Annotated in this window: 10 protein-coding genes and 3 tRNA genes; 4 read left to right on the top strand and 9 right to left on the bottom strand. The window is 55.3% G+C overall.

The window, feature by feature from the left end; genetic code table 11:
- The gene (pglZ, locus tag I6L39_RS17640) at positions 1-2,043 is read left to right on the top strand and encodes a BREX-1 system phosphatase PglZ type B (protein WP_216990391.1); all 2,043 of its coding nucleotides are present in this window, start codon (positions 1-3) and stop codon (positions 2,041-2,043) included.
- Positions 2,044-2,086: 43 nt separating this feature from the next.
- Positions 2,087-3,136, top strand: a complete 1,050-nt coding sequence (locus tag I6L39_RS17635) for a hypothetical protein (protein ID WP_216990390.1) — start codon at positions 2,087-2,089, stop codon at positions 3,134-3,136.
- Positions 3,137-3,159: 23 nt separating this feature from the next.
- Here I6L39_RS17635 and I6L39_RS17630 read toward each other — a convergent pair whose 3' ends face one another.
- The 6 genes from I6L39_RS17630 to I6L39_RS17605 all read right to left on the bottom strand — a co-directional run bounded on the left by I6L39_RS17630 (position 3,160) and on the right by I6L39_RS17605 (position 9,169).
- On the bottom strand, positions 3,160-5,016 hold the full coding sequence (locus tag I6L39_RS17630; protein ID WP_254203680.1) for a DEAD/DEAH box helicase family protein: 1,857 nt from the start codon (positions 5,014-5,016) through the stop codon (positions 3,160-3,162).
- A gap of 17 nt (positions 5,017-5,033) precedes the next feature.
- On the bottom strand, positions 5,034-7,031 hold the full coding sequence (locus I6L39_RS17625; protein WP_254203679.1) for a DEAD/DEAH box helicase family protein: 1,998 nt from the start codon (positions 7,029-7,031) through the stop codon (positions 5,034-5,036).
- A gap of 381 nt (positions 7,032-7,412) precedes the next feature.
- Positions 7,413-8,630 carry a J domain-containing protein gene (locus I6L39_RS17620; RefSeq protein ID WP_216990389.1) on the bottom strand — a complete coding sequence of 406 codons (1,218 nt, stop codon included), beginning with the start codon at positions 8,628-8,630 and terminating at the stop codon, positions 7,413-7,415.
- A gap of 149 nt (positions 8,631-8,779) precedes the next feature.
- A tRNA-His gene (locus tag I6L39_RS17615) sits at positions 8,780-8,855 on the bottom strand.
- A 123-nt stretch (positions 8,856-8,978) separates the two neighbouring features.
- A tRNA-Arg gene (locus tag I6L39_RS17610) sits at positions 8,979-9,055 on the bottom strand.
- Between the two features lie 37 nt (positions 9,056-9,092).
- Positions 9,093-9,169 (bottom strand) — tRNA-Pro (locus tag I6L39_RS17605).
- A 203-nt stretch (positions 9,170-9,372) separates the two neighbouring features.
- On the opposite strand from I6L39_RS17605, the gene folD reads away from it, so the two are divergent.
- Complete coding sequence (gene folD, locus I6L39_RS17600; protein ID WP_216990388.1) at positions 9,373-10,230, top strand: bifunctional methylenetetrahydrofolate dehydrogenase/methenyltetrahydrofolate cyclohydrolase FolD; 858 nt, start codon at positions 9,373-9,375, stop codon at positions 10,228-10,230.
- Between the two features lie 81 nt (positions 10,231-10,311).
- Here the strand turns inward: folD and I6L39_RS17595 are convergent, their stop codons facing one another.
- From I6L39_RS17595 to I6L39_RS17585, 3 genes are all read right to left on the bottom strand, one after another.
- Positions 10,312-11,475, bottom strand: a complete 1,164-nt coding sequence (locus tag I6L39_RS17595) for a PLP-dependent aspartate aminotransferase family protein (RefSeq protein WP_216990387.1) — start codon at positions 11,473-11,475, stop codon at positions 10,312-10,314.
- An 89-nt stretch (positions 11,476-11,564) separates the two neighbouring features.
- A complete protein-coding gene (locus I6L39_RS17590; protein ID WP_216990386.1) occupies positions 11,565-12,635 on the bottom strand; it encodes an isopenicillin N synthase family oxygenase in 1,071 nt (356 codons plus the stop codon).
- 413 nt (positions 12,636-13,048) lie between these two features.
- Positions 13,049-13,687, bottom strand: coding sequence for an NAD(P)-dependent oxidoreductase (locus I6L39_RS17585; protein WP_216990385.1), 639 nt, complete (start codon positions 13,685-13,687; stop codon positions 13,049-13,051).
- A 101-nt stretch (positions 13,688-13,788) separates the two neighbouring features.
- Between I6L39_RS17585 and I6L39_RS17580 the strand changes: the two genes are divergently transcribed.
- The gene (locus tag I6L39_RS17580; RefSeq protein ID WP_216990384.1) at positions 13,789-14,688 is read left to right on the top strand and encodes a LysR family transcriptional regulator; all 900 of its coding nucleotides are present in this window, start codon (positions 13,789-13,791) and stop codon (positions 14,686-14,688) included.
- Positions 14,689-14,704 lie beyond the last annotated feature (16 nt).

Genomic DNA, 14,704 nt, shown 5'->3' with positions numbered 1-14,704 from the left:
ATGCAAGTTATCGACTATCTGGTTACCCAATTGCGCGACAGTGCGCGTTATAACTCTCAGGTGCAGGTACCGCCCGCAGTGGTGCTCTGGACCGATGAAACCCGGCAGTGGCAAGCCGCCATGCCGATTATCAAGCGCTATTTACCCGAGCTGCTCGAGCTGGGGGAGTATCGACCCGCCGAGCGTACCGGTCCTGCCATTTGGCTAAAGTGCATGATTGCAGGTACTGCACCAGAGCAATCCCTACCTACTGATACCATCCCGATCCTCTATCTGCCCGGCGTCAGTCGCAAAGATTTGCGAGCCATCGACCAATGCTCGCTTGCCTTGCAGCCTCTTGCCGAATTGCAATATCGCGGCTGCTGGTGGGCCTATAACACTGCCGGTCGGGATTGGAGCGTGGGCTCTTTTTTAAGTAATCCCAAAGTGGGGTTGCAGCTTGATGTCGCTAAAGATGGTAAAACCCAGCAAGCGTTGCTAGAGGTGTTGCCTGATCTGCTTGAAGCCCAGGCCGCTAGTTTGCAGGGCAAACGGTTAGAAACTAGCGATCTCTATGCGTTGGCGGGGGGCGACCCAATCCGCAATATGCTGGCTTGGCTCAATGAGCCTGAAGCCATCCAAAAGGAGTGGCAGCAGAGCAACCGCTGGCAGCACTTCTGTGGGCAGAGCCAAGATGCGTTTGGTGTTGATCCTGCAAAAGCTGAGATAGCTGCGTTGTTACCGCTGCTTTGTGACGCGCAGGGCCCATGGCAAGCCGTGTGGGAGCGTTTTAGCGACACGGCCACACACCACGCTTCGTTGGTTAGAACATTGCATCAGGTGCAACCCAGCGAATTGATCTTTGAGCCTGCCCGTTACCCCTTTTGTAATCAGCATGAAGAGCAACGGTTGGCGCAGACGCTCACCGCCTTGGTAGCAGAAGAGGTCGTAATCCTCCGCACTCGCCTAATGTCGCTCAACGTTGAGCATGCAACTCGGCGTGAGTGGTTATGGGCCGGGCTCGGGCTCTCGCCCTGGGCGATGCTGCTTGCCCCCTTGGCTCAACTTGCCGAGCTGACTCGTCAACCACTGGGCGGGCCGGATATCGAGACCATGGCCAGCCATTACCAGGAGAAGGTATGGCAGACCGATGATCTTGCCCTGCAGGTGATGGCCTTGGCGAGCGATAGCGCCATGGAGCAGGTGGCCGCCGCGCTGCTTGGCAAACTTTATACCCCTTGGTTGGAGGCTGTGACCCTGCACTTCCAGCACTTGGTGAAGAGCCAGGGCTATCCTGGTGGTCAGGGAGTGCAAGAGCCAGTCGGATCATATCAGGGCGCCAGTACCGTGCTCTTTTTTGTCGATGGCTTGCGTCTTGATATGGGCTACCGTCTTCAGCATCTACTGGAGAAGGCTACCCTGCAAGCCAGCTTGAAAACCCGTTGGAGTGCGCTCCCCAGTTTGACTGCGACCGCTAAAGCCGCAGTGACGCCCCTTAGCCCCTTGTTGACCGGTGATCTGGAAAACGACGATTTTGTCCCGCAGTTTGCCGACAGTGGCGCCGATTTCTCGAGCCATCATTTCAAGAAGGGGCTAACCCAAGCCGGTTGGCAATATCTGGAAGGTCACGATTGTGGTGAGCCAGAGCAAGGTAAGGCCTGGGTGCAATGTGGCGACCTGGATAATCTGGGCCACGAGCGTCAGCAAAGCCTGCCGAAATTTATCGATCATGCCTTAAAAGGGGTGGTTGAGCGGATAGTGAGCCTGCTGGAGGCCGGTTGGACGAGGGTACATGTGGTGACCGACCATGGTTGGTTATGGAGCCCAGGGAAGTTACCTAAGGCTGAGCTGACCAAACACATGACGGAACTGCGCACTCCGCGCTGCGCCATTTTGAAAGGTAATGGCCAGAGTGACTACCTGCAATGCCCCTGGCATTGGAACCCCGCAGTGCGAGTAGTGATGGCCCCCGGGATCAGTTTGTTCCAGGCGGGGGATCACTATAATCACGGCGGTGTGAGTCTGCAGGAGTGTTTAACGCCAGAGCTGATGGTTTCAAGGTAACAAGGGTATAGGTGGGAGTTGTTGGTACAACTCCCTGTTTGAGATGGCAAAGAAAAAAGTAGGTAAAAAAGTAGCACCTATCGTCCCGCATCGTGGTGGCGTAGAGTCGAGAAGTATCTGGAATATTGCTGCCGCTGTGAGCCAGGATCAGTTGCCCCATCACGCACAAGATGAGGCACTGCCTTTTGTTATATCACCAGCGAGCGGATGGCCCTACTCAACGGCTGGATCGTCTACTGACGCGGAGGGTTATATTCGAATTTACCATCATCGGGATTATCTATTTAGAAAGTTAAATACGACTCCGATAGTTGGTAATGTCAATTTTAAGCCTCCCAAAAAGAACAAGAACAAACGAAAAGTATTAACTTTATTGCGTATAAAAGGACCGCCATCATTTATATTTCCTGCGTCAGCTATAGATAACTTACTCATCGAACTAGCAGAGCTGAATCAACTTCATGATTACAATGAGAGGCAAGGTATAGCATCTTCTCTTTCTATATCGCTTTCTAATGACTGGCCTTATTCAAGAGAGTCAGCTCAATCTGAGTTTGATGAGTATATTAGAGTCTACCATCATCGGGATTATTTATTCAAAAAGTTAAACACGACCCCGATAACACGGAGTGTTGAAAACAAAAAATTCAAAAATAAAGGTTCTGGACGTGATATTTTAACTCTGCGTAAAGTAGGGAATGTGGCACAATTTTCGTGGCCCACGACCACTATACTCACGTCAAATCACAGTTTGACGGAGATTAACTGGCCTAAGATTGGCATCCTACAAGCGGTTGGGTATAGAGTCGGCGATAAAGGATTGTTTAAAAATGAACGACAAAAGATTTTAAATGAAGTATATAAAAACCAATTGCCATTGGTCGAAAGCCAGTCCTATATGGATGAGTGGGGATCTCCTAAATCATCGCAAAGGCTATATAAAATCGCATATACTATTGCTGCGCTGGTCAGAAATGCAAAAAGAAAAACAAGGGCCGATATGCGATGTGCAATAAGTGAGTGGGAAAGCGATCTCTCTTGGTTAAGAGATAAGTACTATGTTGATATGATGTGGGATTGGCCATCTACTTAAAATAAATGGCCAAGTGTATGAAATCATTTTTTGAAAATGGAGTGACTTTTAATCCTTGTCGATGATATGTTGGTTTCATCAGTTGACGATGCCAGCGCCACACCCCGCTTAAATAAAACGATGATGGTGTCATCGTAGTCAATATCTAGTGCAGCAGATAATTCAATAAGGTCATCTTCATCCATGGTGCGTTTATAGGCACTCTGTTGCCGTGATAAGTTATAAACGCTGAAAATTGTCGCCATCAATCGCTTGCTATCTGTACTCTCACCACCACCAGGATAGACGATCTGGTTAAATAATAGTGGCTCACCCTGATCAAGGTTTCTAATAAATGATAAAGTTCGTTCTTTGGCACAACTCTCGGTAAAGTCATTGTAGGTTGCACCATTGACCCACTGTGCCTTAATCCAGTTTTGATGTTCCCCTCGCATAGCCCGGCCACTTTTTATAAAAGGCCCACCATCTTTAAGATACTCTTCTCGAATAAGCCTAATCGCTTCTAATTCATCACTATCGAGATTGTATTTGCTGAAGTCTGGTTCTGTTTCATGCAATTTTGCTGGGACGATGCGATATCGCTCAGTTAAATAGATAAGCTGGTCCCGTTGAATAGATGTTTTTACGGTATGGTCGACACTACTGCTAATGGTTAGGCCTCGGTCAAAACCAGAGACCTCGTAGCGTTCGCAGATATGTTCAAACTGCGCTTGTAAGGCTGCAAAGTCACAGTGTTCAGATTGAGACTCAAGATGATCCAGTAATTCACTGTAAGCCCCGATAGCATCAAGGTTAGTATAATGGATTGCTGTGATATTGTTATGGTAGCCACAGGCACGACCAATATTTGCTTGGACGATTGCGGCGATATTGGAGATGGTACTATCCCAGCTGTTGATTAGCTCCTCTTTCATTTTTGAGCCGAAGTTTATTCCTGCTCGAAAGCCTGCCACGGTAATGGCAATGAGTTTATCATCAAAGAGGCTGGCTGCATCATAAGCGTATTTGAAGTCTTGAATCGAGCTAATTTCATGTTCTTCGACGCCAGCTAGCTTTTGGCCAATGATAAAAATCTGGTCCTCTGCAATTCCTTGCTCGAGCAGTATGGCCTTCACTGAAGCAGCTGCACCACTTTGTACCCTAACTAGACTCCAACCAGGGCCTTGATGTTCAAGGAATTGTCTAATAAATCGTCTTCGTAATAACGAGTCTTGGCAAAAATCGCGCTGTGTCGGATCAAGTTTCACGATCTGATGACGCTTATGCATGCTCCGAATACCGTGGTAGTCGTTGCTTGTTTTGTGAAATACCAGTTGAGTGTGGTACTGATGTTTTAGAATAGAGTCAGCGCCAGCGGCATAGAGAGCGCTAAAAGGTGTTGCAGAGATAAATGCAATCTTACAATCTTTATTTTCACTATCAAGGTAATTGAATACATCGCTGTAGCGAACGCCATCTTGATGAGTGCCGTAGTGGCACTCATCGACGATGATCAATCGTGGTGGTTGATGCTTAAACTCGGATGCCAGGGAAAACCTGAAGTTTGTAAAGTTGCTTACCACTATGTTGGGGCATGCAGCGAAGTCAGACTTGGCTTGATCTAACAGCGCAAGGTCAGCCATCGTGACCAAGTACAAGGTATCCTTTAACTTACGACGATCACATAAGTCACTGTCAGATAATGAATTCCGCTGCAGGCAACTGAGTGCCAAGGCAATACCGGATTTTCCTGATTGCATCTCTGCCGCGATGACGACCGCTCTTGAACCATTTTCAAAATGACGAAAAGCACGCTGCGCCGCATTTATCTGATGTGAAAAAGTATGACCAGATAGTACTGATGCAACTTTTTCTCTATGCCGTGTAACCTGATTGTTCATGTGACTGTCTAACTCGCTTAAGCGTTGCGCTGTTGCTCAGAAAATTGTGACTCATCATGGATGATAGTTTCATTTTCTGGCAGTTCATTGGCGGCTGCTTTCATACGGCTTGCCTCGGCATTATATTCACCACGCTTATAGAGTACGAACATGGTGCTATCGTGCTCTATACCAAAATGATCACACATTTCATGAACATCATCTTCAGTCATGACCCATTTTTTGACATTGTTTCGCCGAGACATGTTATAAATGCTGAATATAGTGGCAGTGACAAGTTTTTGCTCTGTGTATTCACCAGAGCCAGGCATGACAATGGTATTGAACTCCAGTGGCGAATTATCATCCAGTTGTTTCGTGAACTTCAGAGTCCTTTCTCTCATCGTACCCTCTTTTAGGGCTTTTTCTTTATTATCATAAGTATCGCCATTGACCCATTGTGCTTTCACCCAGTTTTTCTTGGCTCCACGCATGGCACGAGAAGACTTTACCGAAGGACCAGAATCTCTGAGTAGCTCTTCGCGCAGCAGTGCTATGGCCTGTAGGATTAATTTGTCATCGGTGTGTTGTGTGAAGTCGTAATCAGGCTCAAGCAACTTGGCTGGAACGGCAACGTAGCTATCGGTCATGTAAGTTTCAACATCACCAATGGGGCGACGTCGCTTATTCTTAACCGTTAACCCTACATCCAAACCATTGACATTAAACTCTTGGCATACATCTTCAAAAAATTCCTTTAGACCGTCAAAATCAGAGGCAGCATGTTCACTGGTGTTTTTATCAAGGTAATCCAGGATTGCCCCATAGGCTTGGGCAGCATTTAAACTGGTAAAGTGATGTGCATCTCGATTGTCATGGTAGCCACAGGCACGGCCAATGTTAGCTTGCACCACAGCGGCGACACTGGTGACGGTACTGTCCCAGGTAGCAATTAGGCGCTGTTTCATATCTTGACCAAAGTTAATCCCTGCTCGACAGCCAGCTACAGTAATCGCAATAAGCTTTTCGTCAAAGTCGATGCACTCATCGAACTCTTTTTTAAACCGTTCAATAGTCGTTAATTGGTCTTCTGGGACACCACTGAGATCTTTGCCAAGAATATGAACATTCTGATCTGCAAATCCAGCTTGAATAAAACCATTTTTTGCCTCCATAGCGGCACCTGGTGGCACCCTGACCAATACCCATCCAGCACCTTCATGTTGTTCAAGTAAGCTCAATAGTTTTTCTTTAGCAGGCGAGTCATCAAGAATATTCCTCGAGTCAGAATCCAATCCCGTGACTTTATTGCAACGCAGCATTTCCCGAACACCGTAGTACTCGTTACTGGTGCGATGGAATACCAATTTGGTATTAAAATCACGCCGTAAAATTGAGTTGCGAGCTGCCTCTTCGGCTGCTTCTGCAGCTTCGATAGCCTCTTTATCTCTGTAATTATGTTTTGCTATTTCTTCTTCGTGCTTGGCAACATCATATTCAGTCTCTGCCGCATAGAGAGCCCCAAATGGCGTCGCAGAGATAAACACTACTTTGCAATCTTTATTCTCTTTTTCGAGGTAATCAAAAACCTTGCAGTACCGAATAGCTGCTGCATTTGAGCCATAGTGACACTCGTCAATCAGGATCAGTTTGGGCGGATTGCCTTTAAAACTTCGCTCTAAATCTTGGTCGAATCGAATAAAGTTACTCACAACAACGTTTTTGGCATCCGTCAGATCTTTTTCTGCCTGCTCTAACAAGGCAACGTCAGGCATGGTCACCAAATATAGAGTGTCTTTGAGCTTAGTTCGGTCGCAGATCTCTTCATCAGTCAGTGAGAGACGCTGCAAACAACAAAGAGCGAGTGCCACACCAGACTTACCAGCTTGCATCTCTGCAGCAGTGATAACCGCTCGGACATTACCACTCAGTGCATCGAATGTTTTTTGTGCTGCGATACGTTGATGATCGTGTAATTTTTTTCCTGTAAGGATGGCGTTAACTTTTTGTCGCAAAGAGTCGGCTTTAGCTGTCATGGAAGAGAGGTCAGTTCAGTTAATGAGTGATACCACTAGTTTCACACAGCTCGTTGCTGACTCCAACAAAGAGTCCGTAGAACGTACGATGCTTATCGCCGGTTTATTGGGGCGCGAACCGGCCTCAAGCCATCCAGGTGTAAATTCGTGGTGAAGATTCTACTTGTCCAAGAGCAGATCACTCTGGTCGCTGCAATCAGTGGGAAGATAATCAAGGTGCCAGTTGGCCTTCCCGTACTGCGGATTGTCTGAAATGGCACTGACTCGATTTAAGGCTGGCTATCCGATAGCACGATCAGTGTAAAAACAAGCAGTGTGAAAACAATCAAGGCGCCAGTGGCGCCTTGATTGTTTGGGGAGATGGTCGGTCAGCGCTGGCCGTTACCGAAACAGCCATTCCATATCGTCCTCTTCCTCACGCCACCTCGTTTGCTGCTGATCCCAGCGGGCCGCCAGATAGGGTTTGAGGGTCTGCAGGGTGGTGATCTCGGCCAGCTGGGTAGTCAGGTGGTCGATATCACGCAGCAAATAGTCCCGATGTTCGGCAAAGGCCTGCTCGGTCTTTTTCTTGGATGATTGCTTGAATTTGTGCAGCACCGCGCCCATCAGCCCGTCTTGCCCGCCGTAGTAGCTGACTTCGAGCTCGCGTAGCTGGCGTTTCAGCATCGGGTTGAGGTAAGCAAGGTTCTCGTCACTGAGCAGGTTATCGAACTCGGGTAGGTGGGCGTGGGCCAGCTGCAACAGGGTGAACATCTCTTTGTTTTCCCAAGCCTGACTGAGTTGGCCCATGATGCGGGTCTTTTCCGCCTGCATGGCGGGGTCGGGTTCCCGATCCGGGTGCAGCGCCAGGGCGAGCTTGCGATAGAGCTGCTTGAGGCTGGATTTGCTGAACAACTGTTCGATGCGCGTCTCTTCCTCTTGCTCACGACGGGTGCGCGTGTGGGCAAAAGCATCTTGCTGCTCAGCGCTGAAGGGGGACTCATCGGAGAACAACTCATCATCGTCGAAGAGGGCATCCTCTTCCTCACCAGCGGTGTCACTCCCGTTGGCCATTTTCTGCTTCGCCGCGTTTATCAGGTACTCGTGCAACAGATCGGGGTTTTTGACCATATCGCGCAAGGTGTCGATGTCTTCGGGGCAGTGACCACAAGTTTCCATCAGCATATGGGTAAGTTCATCACACTGATATTCGAGCTGTTCGTCATCCATGTGCAGGGCGGTATTGGTTTGGATTTGGTGATAGAGGGGGGCCAAATCCATCTCGCCACGAAACGGATTGGACTCGAGATAGTTGATGAGATCGTGGATCCAGTGGTGCAATGTCTCCCGTTGCCATTGGGTAAAGCTCTTGCGAGCCGTAAAGTCGACCAGTCGCTTGGCGAGGGTAAAGATGAGCTCGCACTGCTGACGCTCAAGGGGCTCTATTTCGGAGGTGAAGCGCTGATAGATATCGCGGCCGTTGAGGGCTTGCTTGTCGATTTTTGCCTGTAGGTTTTCGAGCGCTTGCCAGTTGCGGTGGAAGAGGTCGAGGGCGGGGTTACCCGTCGTGGGGGAGGGCTGGCGAGCGGGCTGCTTGCGAGCTGGATTACGAAGAGACATAGGCCGCCTCCATGGGCGTGATTATGTTCGCTAAAACAAAAAAACCGGCACGGGGCCGGTTTATCGCCGCGCATAAATTGCACGGGTCTGTCTTGCTGATAAGCGGCTGGCAATATCAAAGCCATCTGCTACCAGCAACAGAGAAATAATGGGGTGGCTGATGGGGCTCGAACCCACGACAACCGGAATCACAATCCGGGACTCTACCAACTGAGCTACAGCCACCACTGAAATCTTTGCCATCTGTGTTTGCCAAGGACTCGCCAAGGCTATCGAGGGAGATATTGATGAACGGGCTAAAAATCACCTTCACCATCAATAACACACTGATTTAAAACACATTTTAAATGGCGCGCCCTGCAGGATTCGAACCTGCGACCCACGGCTTAGAAGGCCGTTGCTCTATCCGACTGAGCTAAGGGCGCGTTGTATCAAGAAATCCTAAGGACTTCCCGATGAACCTGGTCGGTGATAAAGGATTCGAACCTTTGACCCTCTGGTCCCAAACCAGATGCGCTACCGGGCTGCGCTAATCACCGAAAATTCGTGCTCCAGCATACCTTCGGCGGCACCACTGGGCAACGGGCGGGCATCATACCCAAGCGCCAAAGTCAGCGTCAACGACTTTTTCCGCCAGTAAATTCAAGTGCCTACTTATTGCCCGTCAGGCGAGAGCCGCTAACACCCGCGCCAAAAAAATGCGACAATGCGCCGCAGTTGAACACAGGATGAGTGAAGAACGATGTCTGCCAAAATCATTGATGGAAAACAGGTTGCGCAAACGATTCGCAACCAGGTCGCCGCGCAAGTCCAACAGCGGTTGGCACAGGGGAAGCGGGCACCGGGTCTGGCGGTGATCCTGGTGGGGCTGGATCCGGCCTCCCAGGTCTATGTGGGCAGCAAGCGTCGTGCCTGTGAAGAGGTGGGTTTCGTCTCCCGCTCCTACGATCTCAGCGCCACGGCCACGCAGGACGAGCTGCTGGCGTTGATCGACAAACTCAATGAGGATCCGGCCGTGGACGGCATCCTGGTGCAATTGCCCCTGCCGGCCCATTGCGATACCACCCAGGTGCTGGAGCGTATTCGCCCCGACAAGGACGTGGATGGCTTCCACCCCTACAACGTGGGCCGTCTGGCCCAGCGCATTCCGGCGCTGCGCCCCTGCACCCCCAAGGGGATCATGACCCTGATCGAGGCGACCGGCGTCAAGACCCACGGTCTGCACGCCGTGGTGGTCGGGGCCTCCAACATCGTCGGCCGGCCCATGACCCTGGAGCTGCTGCTGGCAGGCTGCACCACCACCACCTGCCACCGCTTCACCCAGGATCTGGAGGCCCAGGTACGCCGCGCCGATCTGCTGGTGGTGGCGGTGGGCAAGCCGAACTTCATTCCGGGGGAGTGGGTCAAGCCCGGCGCCCTGGTGATCGACGTGGGCATCAACCGTCTGGCCGACGGCTCCCTGGTGGGGGACGTGGAGTTTGAAACTGCGCGCAGTCACGCCGCCTTCATCACCCCTGTGCCCGGCGGTGTGGGCCCCATGACGGTGGCCAGCCTGATGGAGAATACCCTGAGCGCCTGCCAGGACTATCACGACGCCTGAGTCAGCGCCCTCTGGCGCAAACAGCAAAAAGGGAAGGCCTGGCCTTCCCTTTTTCATTGCGCGGTCTCTGTTCCCCGAAGGTCAGATCAGCGCCAGCGCCGCCGCCAGATCGGCGATGAGATCGTCGGCGTCTTCCACCCCGATGCTGAAGCGGATGAGATCGTCATTCACCCCGGCGGCGAGGCGACTCGCCTCGTCCATGGCGGCGTGGGTGGTGCTGGCCGGGTGGCAGGCCAGGCTCTCGAGATCACCGAGGCTCACCGCCTGCACGAAGAGTTGCAGGTTGTCGAGCAGGGTGGCGCAGCGCTCAAATCCGCCTTCCAGCTCGATGCTCACCATGCCGCCAAAGCCGCTGGCGAAGGCGCCGAGGGCATCGTGGCCCGGATGGCTGGCCAGCCCCGGGTAGATCACCTTCTTCACCGCCGGGTGGGCGGCGAGGAAGTCGGCCACCTTCTGGGCATTGTGCAGGTGGGCATCCATGCGCAGGGGCAGGGTCTTGACCCCGCGCTGCAGCAGGTAGGCCTCCTGGGGGCCTATGGGGGAACCGATATGCTTGAGGGCCACGGTGCGCACCGACTTCATCAGGGCGTGGGAGCCCGCCACCACCCCGGCGATGATGTCGCCGTGACCACCCAGGTACTTGGTGCCGCTGTGCATCACCAGATCGACGCCGAGCTCCAGCGGGCGCAGCAGGTAGGGGGTGAGGAAGGTGTTGTCACACACCGTGATGGCGCCCACCTTGCGGGCCGCCTCCACCACCACCCGAGGATCCACCACCTTGAGGGTGGGGTTGGTCAGGGTTTCGAACAGTACCACCTTGGTGGCGGTGCGGATGTTGGCCAGCAGATCCTGATCGCTCTCGTAGGCGGTGACCTTGATGCCGGCGCGGCTGAAGGTCTGCTTGAGAAACGCATCGGTGCCGCCGTAGAGCGGGCCTATATAGGCCACTTCATCGCCGCTGTCCGCCAGGGCATACATGATGGCGCTCACCGCCGCCATGCCGCTCGCCACCACCAGGGCCTCGTCGGCGCCCTCCAGGGCCGCCAGCTTCTGCTCCAGCTCGGCGGTGGTGGGGTTGCCGAAGCGGCTATAGATGAAGCCGGGGGCCTGACCGGCGAAGCGTTCCTTGCCCGCCTGGGCGTTGAAGTAGCTGAAGGTGCTGCTCTGGTAGAGCGGGGTGGTGAGGGCGCCGGTCTGGGGGTCGATCCGCTGGCCGCTGTGCACGCTCATGGTCTTGAATTTCATTTTTGACTCCGTCATTGCCAGGCTGTGGCCCAACTGCTTGTGTTATCCGGGGCGCCGCGGCGCCCCCGTATTAATGCTGCATGGCTGCGTCAGGCGAGCTGTGGCTCGCGCCGCTCGCTCTTTGCCGTCTGCCCGCTGGTTGTCTGCGGATTGGCGGACGCCGGGGCGACGCCATAGTGGCGGGCCGCCACATCCGGGTGGGAGCGCAGCCGTCCCTTGAGCACGTTCTCCCCCACCTGGTAGAAGAGCGGGTTGGCGGGATCGCTCTGGGGCCCCTCGGCCAGCGCCGCCAACTCGGGGGAGAGTGACAGCAGCGGCACCGTCGCGTCCAGCCTGGCCGCCATGAAGAAGGCGCAGGAGAGGCGTGACACCCCGGGCGGCGGGCTCTGCACCCGGTGCAGGGTGGCCTTGAGGTAGCCGTCGGAGGCGAGCTCCAGCAATTCGCCGATGTTGACCACCAGGGCCCCCGGCAGGGGGGGCGCCGGGATCCAGCCCTGGGCCGTCTCCACCTCGAGGCCGGAGTGATCGTCCTGCATCACCAGGGTCAGGTAGCCGGGATCCTTGTGGGCGCCCACCCCCTGGCCGCTGCCCCCCGCCTCCTGTCCCGGGTAGTGGATGAGCTTCATGTGCTGGTAGGGGGCACCGCGAATGCTCTCGTCAAACACCCCGGCCGGCTGCTCCAGCACTTCGGCGAAGGCATCGAGCAGGGTGAGGGTGATGGCGCTCAGCCGATCCTGCCAGGCCAGCAACTGCGCCTTCATCCCCGGCAGGGCGGCAGGCCACTGGTTGGGGCCGATCAGCCGCTGCCAGGGATGGGTCAGTTGGGCGGTATCGAGCGCGGCCTCCTCGTTCATGATATCGAACTGTTCCCGCTGATCCGGCCGCGCCCGGGTCAGCTCGGCCCCCACCTGGTTGTAGCCGCGAAAATGGGGGGAGTGCACCATCTGCACCGCCAGCTTCTCCTGCGTAGGCAGGGCGAAGAAGCGGGCGGCGAGTGCCAGGGTCTCCCGCTGCTCCTCCTCGCGAAGATCGTGACCCACCAGATAGAAGAAGCCGACCTCGCGGGCCGCCCGGCCCAGCTTGGCCAGCATCTGGCGACGTACCTCGGGGGCGCCCTGGAGCGCGGCGAGATCGATGATCGGCAGTGATGAATGTTCCATCTGCATCTCCTCAGCTATCGGGCCGGGAACCTTGATCCCTGACCGGTTAACACGGCGGCGCGCCATCCGAAGTGGATCCTGGGTGGGGGCGCCAATTGAACTGAGGTGATACTACGGTTCGGAGTTATAACGGCAAAACAACGAATTATTCTTAGTTATATACAAAATTCGAAATAGAATTCGACCCTCGTGGGGGTGCTGGAGGATGAAACGGGAAAAGTGGCCCTCTGCCGACTGTGCAACCCTGCCGGGTGCGGGCACGGCTGCCATCCACCCGGGACGGCGACAGGGAGAGGGACAAGGGAAAGCTGCGGGGAGGCTGATGCCTCCCCGCGGTGGACGGTCAGGTATGAACCCCGCCGTCATGGATCAACAGCTGAGCCTGCTGACTGGCGACGCGCGACAGCCTGGGCTCAGTAGCCCAGGGTGAAGCGCTGGCGCAGGTGGGCCGGCTGCTCCGCCTCGTTCAGTACGCCGTCCGCCAGATCGCCGACCGAGATCCCGGCGGGTTTGTCACCGTCAAACAGCACCCGATCGGCACCGAGGCGATAGCCGCCGCGCTTCTCGCCGGGTTCGAGGAACACGGGCGGGGAGACGAAACGCCAGTCGAGGACGGTTTCCCGGCGCAGTGCCCTGAGGCCGTCGCGGGCCGCGAGCGCCCCTTGCTTCCACTCGGCCGGAAATTCCGGGGTATCCACCAGTTGCACGCCCGGCGCTATCTCCAGGCTGCCGGCGCCGCCGACCACCAGCAACCAGCTGCTGGTCGCCTTGGCCGCCGCCACGATGGCGCTGGCACCCTTGAGGTACTGGTCGTAGATGTCCGGCACTGTCCAGCCGGGGTTGTAGGCACTGATCACCCGATCGTGCCCCGCGAGCACTGGGGCCAGGGCCTGGCTGTCCTGGGCATCCACCGCCACGGCGCGGACCTGGGGATGGGCTGTGACCTTGCTCACGTCACGCACGATGGCGGTGACCTGATGGCCGCGGCTGACGGCCTCCTGGAGGATGGCGGAACCGACAAAGCCGCTGGCACCGATGAGGGCAATCTTCATGGGAAACTCTCCTTCGCTGTGGGAATGGGGCTATCCTACGCCCCCGGATGTAATTTAATAATCCACTGAAAATTGCATTCACTTGTAAGCAGGGCTTCATAATGGATCAGCTCAGACGCTACGCCATCTTCGCCGCCGTGGTGGAGGCGGGCAGCATGACCGGCGCCGCCAAGGCCCTCGGCATGACCCCGTCCGCCGTCAGCCAGCATATCGGCCAGCTCGAGGGGATGCTCGGCCTGCCCCTGCTGCACCGCTCCACCCGCCGCCTCAGCCTGACCGAGGCGGGGGAGGTGGTATGGCAGGGGTGCCAGTCCCTGCAGCAAACCCTGAGCCAGACCGAGCTGCGCCTCTCGGAGGTACGCGACAGCCTGCTTGGGGAGGTGCGGATCACCGCCCCGGTGGGGATGGCGGGTCAACCTCTGGCACGGGCGCTCTCGCCGCTGCTGCAGGCGCATCCGGGCCTGTGCATCCAGATCATCGCCGACGACGAGAAGCGGGATCTCATCAAGGATCGCATCGACGTGGCGCTGCGGGTCGGCACGCTCGAAGATTCCACCCTGGTGGCTCGCAGGCTGGGACAGACCCGGATGCTGCTGTGCGCCGCCCCCGCCTACCTGGCGCGCAAGGGGACGCCGCGCAGCCCGGCGGATCTGCTGACCCACGACTGGCTGGCCTCGGAGATGCTGGGGGGAGGGTTGCTGTTGCTGGATGAGAAAGGGCAGCCCCACAAGGTGAAGCCCAGGCCCAGGGTGCTGTGCAACAACGTGCTGCCCCTGCGCCAGTTCACCCTGGCGGGACAGGGGATCTCGTTGCAACCCGAGGGAGAGATCGCCGAGGATCTCGCCTCGGGCCGCCTGCTGGCACTGCTGCCCGGCTTTCGGGCGCCCGCCATGGAGATCCACGCCATCACGCCCCAGCGGGAGATCCCGGAGAAGGTGCGGCGGGTGATCAGCGCCCTGCGCAGCCACTTCGCCGAGCACGGTCAGAGCCGCGCCCAGTGAGTGGCCGCGGGAGCGA

This window comes from Aeromonas sp. FDAARGOS 1409 (genome assembly GCF_019048705.1).
In the GTDB taxonomy this organism is placed as follows: Bacteria; Pseudomonadota; Gammaproteobacteria; order Enterobacterales; family Aeromonadaceae; genus Aeromonas; species Aeromonas sanarellii.
Note: the sequence above shows the minus strand (reverse complement) of the source record. Positions and strands in the feature narration are given on the sequence as shown.